17 protein-coding genes and 1 tRNA gene are annotated in these 18047 nt (G+C 68.5%); 7 read left to right on the top strand and 11 right to left on the bottom strand.

Features of this window, described 5'->3' with window-relative positions:
- Positions 1 to 6 precede the first annotated feature (6 nt).
- Positions 7 to 666, bottom strand: coding sequence for a 5-formyltetrahydrofolate cyclo-ligase (locus tag ACXDC7_RS16130; RefSeq protein WP_179445486.1), 660 nt, complete (start codon positions 664 to 666; stop codon positions 7 to 9).
- 18 nt (positions 667 to 684) lie between these two features.
- Here ACXDC7_RS16130 and glp point away from each other — a divergent pair, with 18 nt between their 5' ends.
- Genes glp through ACXDC7_RS16105 form a run of 5 tightly spaced genes read left to right on the top strand, consistent with a single transcriptional unit; the run spans position 685 to position 4472 of the window.
- On the top strand, positions 685 to 2019 hold the full coding sequence (glp, locus tag ACXDC7_RS16125; protein ID WP_459222742.1) for a molybdotransferase-like divisome protein Glp: 1335 nt from the start codon (positions 685 to 687) through the stop codon (positions 2017 to 2019).
- Positions 2012 to 2515, top strand: a complete 504-nt coding sequence (gene moaC / locus ACXDC7_RS16120) for a cyclic pyranopterin monophosphate synthase MoaC (protein WP_459222741.1) — start codon at positions 2012 to 2014, stop codon at positions 2513 to 2515. Before glp ends, moaC begins: the two co-directional genes overlap by 8 nt.
- On the top strand, positions 2515 to 3009 hold the full coding sequence (locus tag ACXDC7_RS16115) for a MogA/MoaB family molybdenum cofactor biosynthesis protein (RefSeq protein WP_179445488.1): 495 nt from the start codon (positions 2515 to 2517) through the stop codon (positions 3007 to 3009). Before moaC ends, ACXDC7_RS16115 begins: the two co-directional genes overlap by 1 nt.
- Positions 2999 to 3646, top strand: coding sequence for a GNAT family N-acetyltransferase (locus tag ACXDC7_RS16110; RefSeq protein WP_459222740.1), 648 nt, complete (start codon positions 2999 to 3001; stop codon positions 3644 to 3646). Before ACXDC7_RS16115 ends, ACXDC7_RS16110 begins: the two co-directional genes overlap by 11 nt.
- Positions 3647 to 3677: 31 nt before the next feature.
- A complete protein-coding gene (locus ACXDC7_RS16105) occupies positions 3678 to 4472 on the top strand; it encodes a hypothetical protein (RefSeq protein ID WP_459222739.1) in 795 nt (264 codons plus the stop codon).
- Positions 4473 to 4479: 7 nt separating this feature from the next.
- Here the strand turns inward: ACXDC7_RS16105 and ACXDC7_RS16100 are convergent, their stop codons facing one another.
- From ACXDC7_RS16100 to ACXDC7_RS16090, 3 genes are read right to left on the bottom strand one after another with little or no spacing between them, the layout of a single operon-like run.
- Positions 4480 to 5730 (bottom strand): NAD(P)/FAD-dependent oxidoreductase, encoded by a 1251-nt coding sequence (locus ACXDC7_RS16100; RefSeq protein ID WP_459222738.1) that lies wholly within the window; start codon positions 5728 to 5730, stop codon positions 4480 to 4482.
- A 46-nt stretch (positions 5731 to 5776) separates the two neighbouring features.
- Positions 5777 to 7102, bottom strand: a complete 1326-nt coding sequence (locus tag ACXDC7_RS16095; RefSeq protein WP_459222737.1) for a glycosyltransferase — start codon at positions 7100 to 7102, stop codon at positions 5777 to 5779.
- 5 nt (positions 7103 to 7107) lie between these two features.
- Positions 7108 to 9441 carry a glycoside hydrolase domain-containing protein gene (locus ACXDC7_RS16090; RefSeq protein WP_459222736.1) on the bottom strand — a complete coding sequence of 778 codons (2334 nt, stop codon included), beginning with the start codon at positions 9439 to 9441 and terminating at the stop codon, positions 7108 to 7110.
- 141 nt (positions 9442 to 9582) lie between these two features.
- Here ACXDC7_RS16090 and ACXDC7_RS16085 point away from each other — a divergent pair.
- Positions 9583 to 9658: transfer RNA gene (locus ACXDC7_RS16085), tRNA-Ala, on the top strand.
- Positions 9659 to 9690: 32 nt separating this feature from the next.
- Here the strand turns inward: ACXDC7_RS16085 and ACXDC7_RS16080 are convergent.
- The 5 genes from ACXDC7_RS16080 to ACXDC7_RS16060 all read right to left on the bottom strand — a co-directional run bounded on the left by ACXDC7_RS16080 (position 9691) and on the right by ACXDC7_RS16060 (position 14610).
- The gene (locus tag ACXDC7_RS16080) at positions 9691 to 10776 is read right to left on the bottom strand and encodes a tyrosine-type recombinase/integrase (protein ID WP_133753117.1); all 1086 of its coding nucleotides are present in this window, start codon (positions 10774 to 10776) and stop codon (positions 9691 to 9693) included.
- Complete coding sequence (locus ACXDC7_RS16075) at positions 10773 to 10970, bottom strand: helix-turn-helix transcriptional regulator (protein ID WP_133753118.1); 198 nt, start codon at positions 10968 to 10970, stop codon at positions 10773 to 10775. Before ACXDC7_RS16075 ends, ACXDC7_RS16080 begins: the two co-directional genes overlap by 4 nt.
- Before the next feature lie 186 nt (positions 10971 to 11156).
- Positions 11157 to 12728 carry a replication initiator gene (locus tag ACXDC7_RS16070; RefSeq protein WP_133753119.1) on the bottom strand — a complete coding sequence of 524 codons (1572 nt, stop codon included), beginning with the start codon at positions 12726 to 12728 and terminating at the stop codon, positions 11157 to 11159.
- 5 nt (positions 12729 to 12733) lie between these two features.
- Positions 12734 to 14089 carry an FtsK/SpoIIIE domain-containing protein gene (locus ACXDC7_RS16065; RefSeq protein ID WP_459222735.1) on the bottom strand — a complete coding sequence of 452 codons (1356 nt, stop codon included), beginning with the start codon at positions 14087 to 14089 and terminating at the stop codon, positions 12734 to 12736.
- A gap of 107 nt (positions 14090 to 14196) precedes the next feature.
- The gene (locus ACXDC7_RS16060) at positions 14197 to 14610 is read right to left on the bottom strand and encodes a hypothetical protein (RefSeq protein ID WP_133753121.1); all 414 of its coding nucleotides are present in this window, start codon (positions 14608 to 14610) and stop codon (positions 14197 to 14199) included.
- A gap of 199 nt (positions 14611 to 14809) precedes the next feature.
- On the opposite strand from ACXDC7_RS16060, the gene ACXDC7_RS16055 reads away from it, so the two are divergent.
- Positions 14810 to 15886 carry a helix-turn-helix domain-containing protein gene (locus ACXDC7_RS16055; RefSeq protein WP_133753122.1) on the top strand — a complete coding sequence of 359 codons (1077 nt, stop codon included), beginning with the start codon at positions 14810 to 14812 and terminating at the stop codon, positions 15884 to 15886.
- Here the strand turns inward: ACXDC7_RS16055 and ACXDC7_RS16050 are convergent.
- Complete coding sequence (locus ACXDC7_RS16050; RefSeq protein ID WP_133753123.1) at positions 15864 to 16448, bottom strand: NUDIX hydrolase; 585 nt, start codon at positions 16446 to 16448, stop codon at positions 15864 to 15866. The two genes, ACXDC7_RS16055 and ACXDC7_RS16050, sit on opposite strands and share 23 nt — an antisense overlap.
- A 448-nt stretch (positions 16449 to 16896) precedes the next feature.
- Positions 16897 to 17376: a matrixin family metalloprotease gene (locus ACXDC7_RS16045; protein WP_459222857.1), complete on the bottom strand. Its 480-nt coding sequence runs from the start codon at positions 17374 to 17376 to the stop codon at positions 16897 to 16899.
- Positions 17377 to 18047 lie beyond the last annotated feature (671 nt).

Below are 18047 nucleotides of genomic sequence, written 5' to 3'. Positions count from 1 at the left end.
CCGGTCCTAGCCCCTCGTCGCGATCGCGCGTTCCTCGGTGATGATCACGTCGATGCGCTCGTCGGTGGGTTCGGTGGGCAGGGAGTCCAACACCTCGTCCTCGTTCAACAACAGCACGGTCGCCGCGGCCGGGTCGGCCCAGGGCAGTGCCCGGTCGTACCAGCCGCCACCGGTGCCGAGCCGCTCGCCGGCAGGCGTACCCGCCAGCCCCGGGCAGATGATCACCTCGGCACGTCCGAGGATCGGCGGGCTGAGCGCCGGCGTGCTCGGCTGCAGGATCCCGTGCGGTCCGGTGGTCAGCTCGTCCGGCCCGGCGTACCAGGCCCAGCGCGGATTCGGCAGCCGCCCGGGCGCGCCGCCGCGGCGCCCGCCCGTGGTGTCGATCGGCGGCGGCGCCGCATCGAAGGCCGGCAGGAGCACCCGGGCCCCCGCGGCCTGCAGCAGCGCGATGATCGCCAGGGTCCCCGGCTCGCCCGGGCGCGACAGGTAGCACGCGGCGGTCAGCTCCGAGTGCAGCCGCGGGCCGAGGAACTCCGCCACCAGCCGCGTCCGGGCCTCGTCGGCGGCCGCCGCCTCGTCGGCGTCGCGTACCGAGCGGCGCAGCCCGATCGCCTCACGCAGTCGCTGCTTGGTCTCGGCGATGGCTGCCCGGAGCTCTTCGTCCACTGGCCTATCGTAAGGACCATGCCATTGTTCGGCCGACGCAAGAAGCAGACCGAGGTCGCCGAGCAGCCCGAGCCCGAGGCTCCGCGGCTGCCCGACCCGCCCGCTCCCTCCATCAACGGGCTGCGCAGCATGCAGGACCATCGCGACTATCTGCTGTCGTTGGTCGAACCGTTGCCGCCGTTCGGCCATAACCTGATCGAGGCCCAGGGCCTCAGCCTGTGCGAGGACATCGTCTCCCACATCGATCTGCCGGGTTTCGACAATTCCGCCATGGACGGGTACGCCGTGCGCTGCGCCGACGTGGCCGAGGCGGCCGAGGACAACCCGGTCGACCTGCCGGTGGTGGGCGAGATCGCCGCCGGCGACGGGGACCTGCCGCCGCTCGCCGCGGGCACGGTGGTCAAGATCATGACCGGCGCGCCGGTCCCGGACGGCGCCGAGGCGGTCATCCCCTACGAGGGGACCAACCGGGGCAGCGAGACCGTGCGGATCTTCGCCCCGGGTCAGCCCGGGCTGAACATCCGCCGCCGCGGCGAGGACGTCACCGCCGGCACGCTGCTGCTGAACGAGGGCGACCTGGTCGCGCCGCGCAATGTCGGCCTGATGGCCGGCGTCGGCATCGACAAGGTGTTGGCCCGGCCGCGGCCGCGGGTGGTGGTCATCTCCACCGGATCCGAGCTGGTCCAGCCGGGCAATCCGCTGACCGGCGGCGGGCAGATCTATGACTCGAACTCCTATCTGCTGGCCGCCGCCGCCAAGGCCGCCGGGGCGCAGGTCTACCGCGTCGGGCTGGTCAGCGACGACCCCGACGAGATCAAGCAGACCATCTCCGACCAGCTCGTCCGGGCCGACCTGCTGGTCAGTTCCGGCGGGGTGAGCCAGGGCGACTACGACCTGGTCAAGTCGGTGCTGCCGGAGCTGGGGTTGACCGACTTCACCGAGGTCGCGATGCAGCCGGGCAAACCGCAGGGCTTCGGGCTGATCGGCGAGCACCCCGACGACCGGGTGCCGATGATCATGGTGCCCGGCAATCCGGTCAGCGCTTTCGTCTCCTTCGAGGCCTTCGTCCGCCCGGTGATCCGCAAGCTGATGGGCGTCGAGCCCTATGTCCGCCCGTCGGAGCGGGCCTTCGCGACCAAGGCGATCCGTTCGGTCAAGGGCAAGCTGCAGCTCGCCCGCGGGATCGTCACCGCCGACGCCGGCGGGCGGCGTACCGTCGAACTCGTCGGTGGGCACGGATCGCACCTGATGGGCGACCTGGCGCGGGCGAACGCGCTGGTCCTGCTCGGCCCGGAGACCGAGGTCGTGCCAGCCGGGCAGCCGGTGGCGGTGTGGATGCTCGCCGATGGCTGAGCGGCCGGTCGAGCGCGCGGGGGACGCGACGCTGACCCACCTGAACGACGCCGGCGAGGCGCGGATGGTCGACGTCTCCGACAAGCCGGCCACCGCGCGGGAGGCGACCGCGCGCGGTTTCGTCCGGCTGAGCGCCGAGTGCGTGGGGCTGCTGCGTTCGGGCGGCGTACCGAAGGGCGATGCCCTGGCGGTCGCCCGGATCGCCGGCATCATGGCCGCCAAGAAGACGCCCGAGCTGATCCCGCTGTGCCACCCGCTGCCGCTCACCGGCACGGACGTCACCGTCGAGGTGACCGACGATGGTGCCGAGATCGTCGCCCGGGTGCGCACCCATGGGCCGACCGGAGTCGAGATGGAGGCCCTGACGGCGGTGTCCGTGGCCTGTTGTGCGCTGATAGACATGATCAAGGCCGTGGACCGACTCGCTAGGATCGAGCGCGTCGAGGTGGCGGCCAAGTCGGGCGGTCGCAGCGGCGACTGGAAGCGGGAGGACTGATGGTCACGGACCTGGGCAGGGCGATGGTGATCACCGTCTCGACCCGAGCGGCGGCCGGGGAGTACACCGACGAGACCGGTCCGGTGATTGCCCAGAGGCTGAAGGTGTGGGGTTTCAACGTCTATCCCGGGGTGATCGTGCCCGACGGCGAGGGGGTCGGTGCGGCGCTGCAGGCGGCGATCGCCTCGGAGCTGTCGCTGATCGTGACCACCGGCGGGACCGGCCTGTCCCCGACCGATCGCACCCCCGAGGCGACGGCGCCGCTGCTGGACATCCAGTTGCCGTGGCTGCCGGAGCTGTTCGTCCGCCGCGGGCTCGACAAGGGAGTCGCCACCGCCGTGCTGACCCGCGGCGTGGCGGGCGTGGCCGGGCGTACCATGATCATCAATCTGCCGGGTTCGCGCGGAGCGGTGGACGACGGGCTCGAGACGCTCGGCATGGTCGTCCCCCACGCGGTGCGTCAGTTGCGCGGCGCCGGCGACCATGAGCGCTGACGCCGAGCCCTTTCCGCGTCGGCACCACTGGCCCGTCACTCTGCGCCACGGCGACGTCGTGTTGTCCCCCATCCGCCGCGCGGACCGGCGGGACTGGGACGAGGTACGCGCCCGCAATCACGCCTGGTTGACACCGTGGGAGGCCACCGCGCCGCCGGGCTCCGGCGGCCGCGCCGGCAGCTTCGGTGAGCTGGTTCGCGCGCTGCAGGCGGCCGCCCGTCAGGGCGCCGCGCTGCCCTGGATCATCCGGTACGCCCACGACGGCCGCGACCCGGTGCTGGCGGGCCAGCTCACGGTGAACAACATCACCTGGGGCTCGGCCCTGATGGCATCGATCGGCTACTGGGTGGACGAACGCTGGGCCGGGCGCGGCATCGTGCCGACCGCCGTCGCGCTCGCGTGCGACTACTGCTTCGAGGTGCTCGGGCTGCACAGGATCGAGATCGCGATCCGCCCCGAGAACGGAAAATCCCTGCGCGTGGTGGAAAAGCTCGCCTTCCGCCCCGAGGGTCTGCGCCCCGGTTTCCTGCACATCAACGACCAGTGGCGCGATCACCTGATCTTCGCGCTGAACTCCGACGAGGTGCCGGACGGCCTGCGGTCCCGCCTGCGCGACACTCCGCGCCGCCTGAGCTGATCATGGCTGCCGGCGACGTAGCGTGTGCCGCGTGGGTACCGCCGGACTGATCTACGCCGCCATCGTCGTCGCGTGGCTGGCCTATCTCGTTCCCCAGTTCCTGCGGCGGACCAAGGTGGAGGACACCGAGCAGGCGATCCGCCCGCTGGGATCCGGGGTGCGGATGGTACGCCGCGATCATGCCGATGACCCGGTCGCCGACGGCGCGGAGGCAGCCGGGGTGTCGACCCCGCTGACCCGACGTGCGGGCCTGCGCGAGCTGCGCGAGCTCGATCAGCTCGCCGCCCGGCGCCGGCGCAATGTGTTGACCGTGCTGATGTTCGCGGTCTCGGTGGTGCTGGCGCTGTGCGTGGCCGAGGTGACGCCGTGGTGGGCGCTGGCGATCCCGGGCGGCCTGGTGATCGCGTTCTTTGCGGCGGCCCGGGTCAGCGTGGTCTTCCTGCGCCGCGACCTGGACCGGCGCCGCGAGCGGCTGCTCGGTGGCGATGAGGAGGAGACCGTCGAGGTGTCGGCCGAGCAGTTGGCGAAGCTGCGCGAGGGGGCCGCGGTCGAAGGGGTGGCGCTCGGCGTACCCGATGATCTTGGGGGCCAGTTGTGGGACCCGCTGCCGATCACCGCGCCGACCTATGTGTCGCGGCCGGCCGGCGGTCGCTCCGTCCGGACGATCGATCTGGCCACGCCGGCGAATGCGCCGGCGGCGACCGACGCGAAGGATCGCCCGGTGACCGCCGACGAGCCGACCGAGGCGATCGAGCGTTCCGGCAGCACGCAGGTGCGCCGCGACGGCGACGAGGGCGACGAGCGCCCCCGCGCCGTCGGCGAGTGACCGGGGCCTAGCGGGCGTAGGTCTGGTCGAACGGCACGTCCGGATCGGCCAGCTTGGCCGGATCGACGGCACGCTCGGAGTTGATCAATGCCTTGGCGTCGTCGACGACATCCCAGACATTGACGTTCATCCCCGCGCGTACCTTGTTCGCCGCGTCCAGCCAGTAGGCGATGAACTCGCGCTTCTCGATGTCGCCGCGGATCACCACCTGGTCCAGCTCGGCGCCGGTGGCGTATCCGAGGTATTCCATGCCGAGGTCGTACTGGTCGCTGAAGAAGTACGGCAGCTCGGTCCACCGGGCGTCTTGCCCGAGGGCCGCTGCCACGGCCACGGGCGGCTGGTTCAGCGCGGTCGCCCAGTGTTCGACGCGCAGCCGCACGTCGAGCGCGGGGTAGGGCGCGTTGGCGATGTCGCCGACCGCATAGATGTCGGCATCGCTGCTGCGCAGCGAGTCATCGACCAGCACGCCGTTGTCGATCGTGATCCCGGCGTCCTCGGCCAGGTCGAGATTCGGCACGGCGCCGATCCCGATCACCACCAGGTCCGCGTCGACCTCGTGGCCGTCGGTCAGGCGTACCCCGCTGGCCGTGCCGTTCCGGCCCAGGATCTCGGCGGCCTCACTGTCCACGCGCAGGTCGACGCCGTGCTCGCGGTGCAGCTCGGCGAAGACGGAGGCGACCTGGGCGCCGAGCACGTTCGCCAGCGGCAGGTCGTCGCGGACGATCACGGTGACCGGCTTGCCGGCCTGGCGGGCAGCGGCCGCGACCTCCAGCCCGATCCAGCCGCCGCCGATGATCGCGACCTGCTCGGCCCCCTCGATCGCGGCCCGCAGGCTGGTGGAGTCGTCGACGGTACGCAGGTAGTGCACCCCGTCGAGGTCGGCGCCCGGCACATCGAGGCGGCGCGGCGTCGATCCGGTGGCGAGGATCAGCTTGTCGTAGGAGATGCGGTCGCCGCCGGAGGTGTGCACCGTGTGCCGGCCCGTGTCGATGGCGGTGGCGCGGGTGTTCAGGTGCAGGGTGATGTTGTTGTCGACGTACCACTGCCGGTCGTGCACGGTGAAGTCGTCGCGGGACTCGTTGTCCTGCAGGTAGCCCTTGGACAGCGGGGGCCGCTCGTAGGGCAGCTCCTCCTCCTGGCCGATCAGGGTGACGTGGCCGGTGTCGCCGTCGGCGCGCGCCGCCTCGGCTGCCTTCGCGCCGGCGAGGCCGCCGCCGACGATCACCAGGCGGGGGGTGTTCTCGTTGCTGGCTGACATGTCGACAGGCTATGCCGCGGGCTCCGCGGCCGGTCGGGCGGGCGGCTCAGGCCGCCGCGGCGAGCGGCGCGAGGAGCAGATCGAAGACCTGGCTGCGGTCGAACTGCTCGGCCCAGGCGCGCGCGGCCGCCGCCATCGCCCGCCGCTGCGGTTCGCCGAGCGCGAGCGCCTGGTCGATCCGCGCCGCGATCGAGTCGGGGTCGCCGGGCTCGATGATCATCGCGTGCTCGCCGACGGCCTCGCCGATCCCGCCGGTGCGGGTGGTGATCACCGGGCCGCCGCCCGCGAGCATCTTCTCCGCCAGCACGATCCCGAAGGTCTCGGTGAACTCCGGGCGCGGCTTGCTGGGCAGCACGAACGCCGAGCAGCCGGCCATCAGCGCGGGCTTCTCCGCGTCGTCGACGTCGTCGAGGAAGACGATCCGGTGGCCGAGCCCGGAGTCGGCGGCGACCTCGCGGAAGTACGCCTTGTCGGGCCCCTCACCGGCGATCACCAGCAGTTGATCATGCCGGGCCGCGGTGCGGGCGAAGCCCGCGATCAGGTCGTCGACGCCCTTGGCCAGGCCGAGCCGGGACAAGAAGAGCAGGTAGCCGTTGCGGGACACCCCGCGCCGGGCGAGCGTGGCGGCGATCGATTCGCCGCTCTGCCGCAGGTAGGGGCCGGCGTCGATGGCCGGGTAGGACACGCGTACCCGCTCGGCAAGCTGGGCGGCGAAGGTGGTGCCGATCCGCTGGTCGAGCTCGGCCGCGGAGTCGATGATCAGGTCGCGGGTGTAGTGGGAGACCGCGACGCAGTGGTCGTTGGCGAGATAGCTGGTCAGCACGTCGAGCGCGGCGCCGAAGCGGCCGTCGGCGACGCAGGAGCGGATGATGTTGGTGACATCGGAGCCCACCGCCTCGGCGATGGTGGTGACCCGCGCGGGTAGTCCGGCGGCGAGCGCGATCCGCCGGGCATCGGTGACCGCGCGGTCGTGCGGACTGAGGTAGAGCGACATGCAGACCGTCGGGGTGCCGTCGGCGATCAGCTCCACGATCCGGCCGGTCAGCCCGGCCAGGTAGCGACCGTCGGGCACCTTGTAGTCGCCGACCGGCTCCGGCCGCTCCACGACGATGCCGGGGGAGTAGGGCGCGACGCCGTCGGCGGGCTTCAGCGGCAGCCCGGTCTCGGCGAGCCGGTCCAGCGGCCAGGTCAGGATGCGTACCTCGTCGAAGCCGCGCAGCCGGGCGACCTCGGCCAGGTTGCGCGCCTCGACCGAGTGCCCGCAGATCACCGGGTCGGCGCGGACGACGATGATCATCCGGCGGCGCACCGGACCATCGAGCAGGGTCAGTTCGGGCAGGTCGTGGGCGGTGGGCGCGTGCGGAGTGATCATGGTCGTCACCAGCCTTCCGGTTCGGCGTCATGGGTGGGCTCGGCCAGGGAGGGCGGGCGGTCGGCGCGCCCCCAGTCCGACGGTTCCGGGCCGAGCTCGATCTCCAGCAGGCCGCCCGCGTGCACCGTCGCGGCGGGCAGCCAGCTTCGCTGCCAGGGTTGGCCATTCAGGCGTACCGATCGGACGTATTGGTACGCGGCGCCCGGTGCCAGCCCGTCGGCGATGATCACGAACTCGCCGCCGGCGACCCGCAGCATCGAGCGGCGCACGTTCGGGGCGTTGATCAGGAACATCGACCGGCCGGTGACGGGGAACAGGCCGAGCGTCGCCCAGACGTAGAAGGAGCTGAGCGCGCCCGAGTCGTCGTTGCCCGGCAGGCCTCCCGGGCCGGTGCCGAACTGGTACAGCCAGGCGGCGCGGACCACCTCGGCGGTGCGGTCGGGCCGGCCGGCGTAGTGGTAGCCGTAGGGGGCGTCGAGGTCGGGCTCGTTGTTCAGGCCCTCGAAGCGGTTCAGGGCGTACCCGCGGTCGAGCTCGGCACGCCCGGGCCGCCGGCCGGGCTGGGTGACCGGCTCGGCGTCGTAGCCGAAGAACCGGTCGAGGAGCGCGACGTAGCCGCGGTCGCCGCCGGCCAGCTCGATCCGGCCGGCCATGTCGGGCAGCAGCCGGAAGGAGTAGTTCCACCGGCCGCCCTCGTAGAAGGTGGAGTCGACCAGCAGGCCCGTTGCCGGGTCGAAGGCGTTGCGCCAGTTGGTGGCGAGCCGGGCGTACCGGGCGGCGGCGGGGTGGTCGCCGATGTGGGCGGCGACGATGGCGGTGGAGTGGCAGGCGTGCGCGAGGTCGAGGGTGTGGCTGATCGGGTGGGTGATGCCGCGCTCGAGGAACTCTTCGCCCCAGGCGCGGCGGAAGTCGGTGTCCATGAAGCACAGCGCCCAGCCCCAGTCCAGGCCGGGCAGGTGGAGCTGGCACAGGTCGGCGAGGAAGGGGTGGGCCAGCGCGCTGCCCTGGCGGGCGAACCGGTCGGCGCCCTTGGCCATCCGGTAGCCGATGGGCAGGTTGCCCTCGTTCTCGCAGACGTGCAGCAGCGCGTTGCCGAGCTCGACGGCGCGCTCGGGCAGCAGGGTGGTGAGCAGGGGGAGCTGCGTGCGGCAGATGTCCCACATGGTTGCGAGGTCGAAGGCGTACGGGCCGTCCTGCGGCCACGACGGGCTTTCCGACGGCGCGAAGCACGGTTTGATCATGGAGTGGTAGAGCGCGGTCGCGAAGATCGTTTCGGTACGCTCGTCCGGCGCGTCGATGGTGATCAGGTCGAGGTGATCGCGCCAGGCGTCGGCGGTGCGGTTGCGGCGGGTGGCGAAGCTGGCGGGGATCGTGCCGGCCAGCGGGTCGGGTTGGCCGCAGTCGGCGTACAGGTTGCGGCGGGCCTGTTCGACGCCGCGCAGCGAGAAGCCGAGGCGTACCTCCACCTGCTGGCCGGGTTCGGTCGGTCCGCGCAGCAGCAGCCCGAACGGACGCAGCGTGGTGGGGCGGATGTAGTCGAAGTCGAGGCGCGTGCCGCCCTGCATCAGGCGCTTGTCGTACCAGAGGGCCTGGCGCCAGCCCGGGGTGTCGCATTCGAGGTGGATCGCGAGCGGTACGCCCTCGACGACGATCTCGCCCTGCGCGACGCCCGGGCCGGTGATCGCGAGCTGGGCGCGCAGCGGCACGGTCTGGCCGTGCGGGATGGTCAGGCCGCCGTGGGAGAAGTCGATCACGATCCGCGCGTCGGGGTGGGCGCCGAAGGTGTAGCGGTGCACCGCCGACTTCGGGCCGACGGTGACCTCGCAGTCGATGCCGGCGGCGGGGTCGTCGGGGTCGACGTCGGTGAGGCGGGCGGCGTACCAGCCGGGCGCGGCGCGCTCGTCGACGATGGGCCGGGCCTCACCCAGGGTGTCGAGCGGTTGCAGCATCGGAGTGATGCGGAAGTAGTTGTAGTACTTGCGGATCGCGCCGGTGCCGGATTGTTGGAAGTGGGTGAAGCCGCTGATCCGGTGCTCGGCGGCGATCAGGTCGGGGATGCCCTCGGTGTTCAGGTCGAAGGTGCCGTAGCCGGTGGGGTAGCCGCCGGCGTACGCGCACGCCGACACCATGCCGAGCGGGTGCGTCGCGCCCGGATGCGTGTTGCCCACCTGCGGCTTCGGCCACCACCAGGTCGCCGCCAGGCCGTCGGGGCGGGGCAGGTCGGTGATGTCGGTGCCGATGAACGGGTCCACGCGGTCGAAGTTGCCCGCGCGCGGCGCCGGCTCCGGCCGCGCCGAGGGCGCGTCGGTGGGTTGCGCCGGCCGTGCCCGAGCCACCATGCGATGACGCTACGAGCCGGCCGTAACGACGGTGTTTCCGCGCTGCAACGATCGCGTTCCCGGCGGGGTCGTGGTGGGCGGTACGCCCGCCCGCGCGAGTGGGCGATCGGTGCGGCGGGCTGCTATAGTCGTGCGTCGCATGGGGCTATGGCGCAGTTGGTAGCGCGTCTCGTTCGCAATGAGAAGGTCAGGGGTTCGAATCCCCTTAGCTCCACCACCGGAAACAGTGGGGTTTCCACACCCGCGAAGTCAGTTCTCCACCTCGTCATGTCGTTCACGTGTGCCCCCGGCGTGCCCCGGACCATTCAGCCGTGCCAGACCCGCTCGATCCGCACCCGTTCCCAGATGGTGCAGATAGATGTTCGTCGTCGCGATCGACGCGTGCCCCATCCACGCCTGCACGGTCACCGGATCGACCCCGCGAGCCAGCCACAAGCAGGCGGCCGTGTGCCGCAGATCGTGAATCCGTCGACCGCCAGCCGTCGATGACCAGTTCAGCGTCCGCTTCACCGCCGTCGCATGCAACCGGTGCCCGGTCACGGTCGTGAACAGCGGCTCATCAGGAGCACGATCGGCAGCCATCGACCGGACCAGCGGCAGCACCTTTCCGGCCAGCGGCACTCGCCGACCCTTGCCCGATTTCGAAGCCTTCGCCGCGACACCTTCGGGCTCGGCGCGCTCCACCACCAGCATCGGCATCGGAACCTCAACCAGATCCCGTACGCGGACCGCGCGCAGCTCCGACCACCGCAGACCGGTCCACCCAGCGATCAGCATCACCTCGGCCAGGCGATGATCCCGCTCAGCCGCCCGAGCGACGAAGGCATCCAACTCGGCCTCATTGAACGGATACATCTCGACCTTCGGGCTGGCCGCCTTCGGGACGCGTGTCGGCGTCACCGGATTCAGCAGGATCAGCCGCTCCCGCACCGCCCAGGCGAAGAAGGTCGACAACGACGCACGGAATCGCCGCACCGATGACTCCGCCAGACCCCGGCGGGTCAGATGGATCAAAGTACGCGTCACCTCGCGGTCGGTGACGGAGCCGATCGACAGTGCCGCCAGGTTCGTCGGCACCAGACGCGGCAACGCCCGATCGGCCACATACGTCTTGGCCGACACCGAGTCCTTGCGCTCCTCCAGCCAGATCGGCAGCAGCTTTGCCACCGTCTCCCGACCAGCACGAGGATCGACACCTCCGGACAGCGCCGCCCGCTCACGGTTCAGCCATGCTGTCGCTTCACGCTTGGTATCGAACGTCCTCCCCGCGACATAGGTGCGGCCGGACTTGAGCACCGCCCGGAATCGTCCGGATGGCTCCTTGCGGATGGTCATGCCACTTGATCATGCAGCCAGGACAAGACATCGTCACGCTGATACCGAGGCACCGACGGGGACAACCACGTCACCCGAGGCCCCTGCCCGGCGGTGCGCCAACGACTCAGTGTCGACCGGTCGACCTTCAACACCTTGGCCACCTCCGCGCTGGTCATCAGCACCGGAAGATCACTGGACAACAATGCACTCATGACAATCTCCTCGTGTCAGTCGGGGAACGGCTTCCCCGGATTTGATCTTGAATGGGGTTCAGTCACCGGGTGGCGCGTCAAGGGCACCTGCGGTGTCACTGCGTGATTCGCGTTGCTCACCCTGGACCCGCCACCCGGTGACCGAAGGGATGGCAGCTATCCGGGGAAGCCGGATCACGGTCGCGTTCACGGGTCGGGGCCGGTTGCCGAACGGGTTTCCACAGCCTGTTTCGCGGCGTCGTACTGATCACGCCAGGAGCGTCGTTGGACGATCAGGTCGCTGATGACGCGGGCGTAGGTGTCGGCGGGGACGTCGGTGTCGGTCCAGATGTAGCGGGGGTGGCCGTCGGTGCTGGTGACGTCGGCGGCCATGGATTCGATGTCGGGGTCGAGGTATCCGGCGGCGTGCAGGGCTTCGCGGACCACGCTGGCACGATCGGCGCGATGCCGGGCGAGGGTCTTGCCGGACCATTTGCGGGAGACCAGGACGCGGCGGCCGCCGAGGCCGAGGTGGTCACGATCGTGCGCCTTCTTCGGGCACCGGCCCGGTTCCATCCCGCGAGCAGCGTGGTCGGGCTGGACGCCGTAGCGCAGCCAGTTCCAACACCCAGGCGAGCAGGGCAGGAACCGCAGTTCGGCTTCCATCCGGGCGATGTGCGCGAGCCGCCGGGGATGATCGTCGGCGTCGTCACCGCCGAGCGGGTCGGAGACGGCTTTGGTGAGGTACTTCGTCAGATAGCGGACGGTCCGGTCAGCTTCGGGGGAGGGGGCGATGATCCCGCGTGAATCGTGCTGGGTCCCGAAGCGGAGCAGATGCGCTGGCCGATCCAGATCCTCGGTCGCCTCATCCCAGGTGGGGAGGAGTTCACCGGTGGTCGGGTCGGCGTATCCGGCACCGGTCCACACCGGCAGCTCGTCCAGATAGACCGGCTGGTCGTGTTGCGGCCACCACACCTGGTGATAGACGGCTGCGAGTGCTTGGCGGATGATCTGGTGGGGGATGGTGCCCCGGATCGCCATGTGTAGGTGCGGCGCGAGCCGGGCTTGCGGTTCGACGGTGGCGAAGTATTGGAGCTTGAACCCACAGGTCCGGCGGAGCTGTTGGATGAATCGGTCGACGAGCTTCGCGAAGTGCACCGTGTCCCTGGCTTGCCGCTGGTAGTCATAGCTGGCCGGGTCGGTCGGGGCACCGTCACGAACTGGACCGTAGGAGGGCAGGGTGAGGGTGAGGAACATCGACGGCCGGAACTCCCGACCCTCCGGCGTCCGATAGACGGTGCCGATCGTGCGGTCCTCGACCGGGACACGCGGCAAACTTCCCGCATCCTGCCGACGACGCGTCGACCGTTGCCGACGACCGCCCGCAACGGCCCCGACCAGGCCAGGTGTGGCGTCGTCGACCGGGCTCGTATCATCTGGACCAGATAGTCGGCTGTCGGCGTCCGCTCGGTCGTCGTTGTCGTGGTGATCTTGGTCGCCCGGACCGTCTGGAGCGTCCGGGTTGTCGTGGGTGTCGGGTTCGTCGGTGCGGTGCCAGCCTTCGGCGCATTGCTGCATGCGGAGCACGCGTGCTTTGTGGGCGCAGGAGGGGCAGGCGGATGCGCGGGTGGCTCCGCAGGGGAGCGCGACGACGGTGTCGCTGCCGGTGTCGCGGTCGAGGACGCGGCGCATCATCGGCCGCACACAGACGCGTTCCTTGATCGCGAGTTCGCGCATGGTGTCGTTCAACACCTCCCGCAGCCGCACCGGCGCACCCATCGGACTCAGCCCTCCTCATCCGGACGCCGCGACCGCCGACGGCGCGAGCTGCGTGAGCCGGGCGTGCTGTCCCCGGTGCCCGGATCCTGGCTCGTGGCGGGTGGGCAGATGGGGATCTGTTTCGGCGCAGCGAAGGATTTGGCGGTGGTGGTGATCAGGTCGTCGGTGACGTATCCGGCGCGGACCCGGACGATGTCGCCGGTGTCGCCGAGGACGTAGCCGGTGCCGGGCAGAGCGCGGGAGATCTTGTGACAGGTCGCCCCGGCCTGGACTGCTCCGTCGCCGAGGACCATCGCGACCTCTTCCCGGTCCCGCAGCCGCAGCCCCAACGACTGGGGGAACAGGTGCCGCATCTTCACTATCTCTTTGCGCGGGTCCTGCAAGAACGCGAGCACCAGGAACTTCGGTGCCCGGCCTGCGCTCAGCAGCCGCGACAACGCCGCCTCCGCCCGCTTCACCAGATCCCGATCCGCCGAATAGGCCACCAGCGAGGCAAGTTCGTCGACCACGATCAGCACCAGCGGCTCCGCGATCGTCGGCCGGTGATCCCGCACCCGACCAGCCAAGGCGTGCGTGCGCTCCTCCAGCCGTTGCACGGCATCCTCCAGCAACTGAACGGCCTCAACAGGTGTGGTGGCGGTGCGGGTGAACAAGCGTCGGCCCATGGTGAGTTCCATGCCGCCTTTGAGATCGATCCCGTGCAGCTCCACCAGCCCGGACCGGACCGCCGGGGCGAGCGCCAAGATCGTGCTCCACATCACCGATGCCTTACCCGCGCCAGTGCACCCAGCGACCAAAGTCGAGATCAGCGGCAGCCACCACGTCGTGCTGTCCTCCGTCCGACCGACCGGCACCGCCACCAACTCGCCACCCGAGCCGTAATCGGCACCGTGGCCGTAGTCGGGGATGGTGGCGAGGAACGGTTCACCCAAGGGGTCACCGAAGGACCACACGATCCTGCAGGTCGTGTAGGTGTCGTCGGGGATGATCCGGACCCGGCGGGCACCGACAGCGGTCCGTAACCGGTCGGCGGCGTGTTCGACATCTTCGACGGTTTGGCCGATCAACAACAACAGATCGACCGACAGCTGACCGTCGATCCAGCGCAGCCGCCGCCGTGATGGCACCGCCACTGTTTCCTCGCCGGGGGTGCGGCGGGCGAGGCCGCAGGCATCCATGACCGGTCCCCAGCTCTTGCGGACCCACCGCTTCGTTCGCCGCCGAAATGACGGCAGTGCCACATGCCGGTCGAACGACACGGGCCAGACCCGCGCCCACACCCCCAGCAGGGCGAGGTAGGTGACGATGACGATCAGCGGCCACCGGTTCTGCTGGATCTCGCCGACACAGACGATGATCACCGCGAGCAGCGACCACAGCCAGTACCGCAGCAGCAGCCGGACCAGCCGCGAGACCCACCACCACACTTCCAGCCCGCACCAGCGCAGCACCTTGATCGCCGGCATGATCACGCCGCCTTCGAATCACCAGCAGCACGTCCACCCTTGGGTGAGGCCATCCCGGTGGCTCGCAGCGAGAACGCGATCCGCTGCCGACCATTCCCCACATCCTTCAGATACGGGGTGACCGTCAACTCACTCAGCACCACCGGCCGCACTGGAACACCCGGGATCGCTTCCGGCGGCACCGGCTGCACGTCCGCCAGCAACTTGACCCGGTGGGTGCGTTCGCGGGCTTCGGGATCGAAATCCATCACATCGACAACCCACACCGGCAAGCCAGTGCGCTCGTCCACTTGCTGCACCTCACGTTCCTTCGATGAACGGTCGAAATCACGCTGCTTCGACACCTCACCAACCACCCCCGCACCATGCGGGAACACCTGCTGAAAACTGACCTGAAACGGACCCTGAACGCCCATGGCGTGTGCCTCCTGGTACTCGCTGCACATCGGAACTTCCGATGCATCTAGCGAACGGCGTGGGCGAGTTGCGCGAAAGATGGCAGGAGGTGGCAGGCACCGTGCCAGGAGTGCTAACCCTGCGAAACGGTTTGATATGTCAGTCCGATGAGGCAGCATGCTGTGCAACCGATGAGGCGCTACGCACCAGGAGTTGACGATGGCGTACAACCAAATTCGAGCGGCACGCGAAAGCCGCGGATGGTCGCAGTCACGGCTTGTCGCGGAAATTGAGCGTGCAGCTCAAGCGAATGGCGTCTCGCTGATGACTCGGGGATCCCTGACGACCGCTCTTTCGCGCTGGGAAAACGGACACGTCGCACCGAAGCAGCACCACCGCAGTTTGCTCCGGGCGACCCTAGGGATTGACCTTGACGATGGCCACAACACGGGCGAGCCAATCGGTCAGGCAATGACGCTGGTCCAGGTCGACGCGCAGGCCGAAGTGCTCAGTGCGATCCGTCGATCGGATCGTCACGGACTCGCGCACATGACCAACCCGCAGCTCGACATCTATGCAGCCGCCCTCCGAGGCAGCCTTGGCACCGGCGGACCGTTACCGGTACGAATCCGGCTGGCGGCGCTGCTCGCTGACGCAGAGGCCTTGATTGCCTGGCAACTCATTGACCTCAGCCAACCAGCAGCCGCTTTGAGTCGATATCGCAGGGCCGAGCAATACGCGCGCGATGCGGAGGACGCTCACCTGATCGCGCACGCCCGGGCGGGTCAGGCTGTCGCGCTGATTGATCTTGATCACCCTGACGATGCGCATCAGCTCATGCAGGCCACACGAGCCCAGGCCGAAGGCAAGGTATCCACGTTGTTCTGGGCGTGGCTGCTCGCCGCCAACGCTGAGACCGGTGCTGCCGCCGGCGATGGCAGGACATGTCGAGAATCTGTGCGCGCTGCTTTCGATGTCTTGCCTGACGGTCAGCGGGCCGACCCAGCGCTGCCATACATCACGCTTGGTCCTGCCCACCTACAGCGGTGGGCGGGGCACTCACTGAGCATGATCGGGGAGCGCAGCGCGATTGACATGCTGGAAGAAGCGGCAGAAGCGATGCCGATCGACTTCGTCCGTGCTCGGGGCAGTCTGCATACCGACATGGCCGAGTGCCATGCACTGCTTGGTCATAAGTCTGATGCCCGTCGAGAGCGGGGGACTGCGCTGGAGCTCGTCCAGGAGAGCGGATCCCGACGACAGCAGCGGCGGCTCAACTATCTGGTGGCCGCCTAACGCGAGCAATCAAGTAGAGCAGGGCAACCAGCGAGCCAGAGCCCAGAACTTCACCTCGCGCGGCCATTTGGGGAATGCTGGCCAGCGGAACCCACCGAGACACGCCAGTCTCCTCGCTGTCAGTCTCCGATGTCACGTGAACCGCGTCACGGCTTGCGAAGAGGTCGTGAGGGCTATCCACCATGCCGATCGCTGGCTGGAACGAGAGGAGACGCTCGACCGATTGTGGCTCCCAGCCTGTTTCCTCACGCGCTTCACGAGTCGCCGCCTTCTCAGAAGCCTCACCGGGATCGACAATGCCACCAGGAAGCTCCCAGCCCCATTCATTGGAGACGAACCGATGCTTCCACAGAAGCAGCACTTTATCCTCGGCGTTCAGCATTGCTACGAGCGCGACGCGCTGTAGCCGAACCACGTGATGCTCAAATCGTTCGCCACCTGGCGGCTGGACGTCGACCTTGGTCAGGCGTACCCATGGACTCTCATACAGCGACCGTTCACCGAACGTTGCCCACTCGCCCACGGGCTTAGCCGCCTGCTCGTCGTGGTCTTCCGAAGTCACGACAGTTACGCTACCGGCGGCGTCCGACCGCACCCAACTGCCGAATCCAGCTCTAGTCAATCAAGTCGCCTCGCTGCGCTCGGCGAGCCGCTGCGGTCCGGGTCCTCGCGCTCCGCTCCGCTTCGCGCTGCGGGCCGATCCTCACAGGTCACCGCGCCCTTCAGGTTCTAACCGCAAATGGATCAGGGTATGGGCGACATAGAACTATTGAGGCTTGTTGGTCCGGAATAGATCGATCCGGTCGTGGCCTGGCTCAATCGCCTACTTCGCCAGAAATCAAAATATCTCGCTCCAGGTCCAGTAGGTTCGACACTCCGAGATAACGGGTCCGCCAGCCGGGGCATCGACGCAGTGCTCGACTTGGCGAAGTGTAAACAATGCTGCCACGCCTACTAACAAGGCCAACACGATTACGGTGATCAGAATCACCCGAGAGATCCTGCTCCTCCTACGCACTTCCATAGTGCCTCAAGAGTCCATTCTGATCACCGCGGCCCAAACTGCGCTGGCTCAAATTGCATTGGTTTATGAAGGGCTTCATTATCTGGGATTCGTCGTCGCCGACGTGACCAAGGCCTCCGGCATGACCGAACTCGTGCACGGCCAGAGACTCGAGGTCGTATCTCTGCCCGCTGCAAGACGAGCCTGACACATACCAATTCTTGTAATTCGAGTTGACCTTAATATCGGATTCGAGTCGAAGTCCAGGGGCTATGGCCGCCCAAGAACATGCAACGCCCAAAACGGAACTGTCGATTGGGCCCCAGCCGACTACGTTGACATTGTCGCCCACAACAGGGCATGTGCCATCTCTAGTCACTTGTGACGACCGGCTGGTCGTTCCTCGATTAGAAGTGATCAATGCGCTGTCGCGGTTGCCACAGCTAGAACTTCGGCCCGTCGAGACTGACGCTGCGGCTCTTTGCATCGCTTCCCGACCACCTGAAACAGGCGCGCCCGAGTTATTGTAATACCAGTCGTAACGCTTTGCCGCCCACTTTCGATTCAATAGGTACGGTGCATTGGTGGCGCATTTAGGGCTAGCTCGCCGTGGAGCACTCTCCTGCTCGCCCCCGTTCGCCAGCTCGTCTGAGAGTGTTCGGGCCGCGGAGGGTGAGCTGCCCAGCACCGTCCCGTCATCGGCTGCTGCGAGGTTGAATGACTCGTCGAGATAGGCCGAGAGCTCGTATCCCTCGCTCGGGGTCCGTCCTAGCGCGCTCACGGTGACTAACCGGTCAGGCTCTGTCGGAACATCGAGAACAACACCGTTTTCAAACTCGATCTGTGTGCCCGTCGGGTCGCAGTCGGCCGGAAGGTCAGCTATGTTTTCGAACTCGATCAGAGGGCCGCAGAGCGGGGCGGCGTGCGCGGCCCGGTCCGCCGCTGGCACTATGAAGGCGCAGGTTACCGTGAGTGCGAATGTGATTGCTACGGTCTTCGATCGGCGACTCATCTTCATGGCACAATCTCCCGTCGGGGGGGCTTGCGTGGAGGGCGGTCGGCAGATTCTTCCGAGATCGATCACCGCATACGCTGTGGTGCCGACGGCATCAACTTAACTAGCTCGGGGCGATGCTGTCTATCGTTTCTGCCGGTCGT

It is taken from the genome of Naumannella huperziae (assembly GCF_054073625.1).
This window is presented reverse-complemented; position numbering and strand designations above follow the sequence as displayed.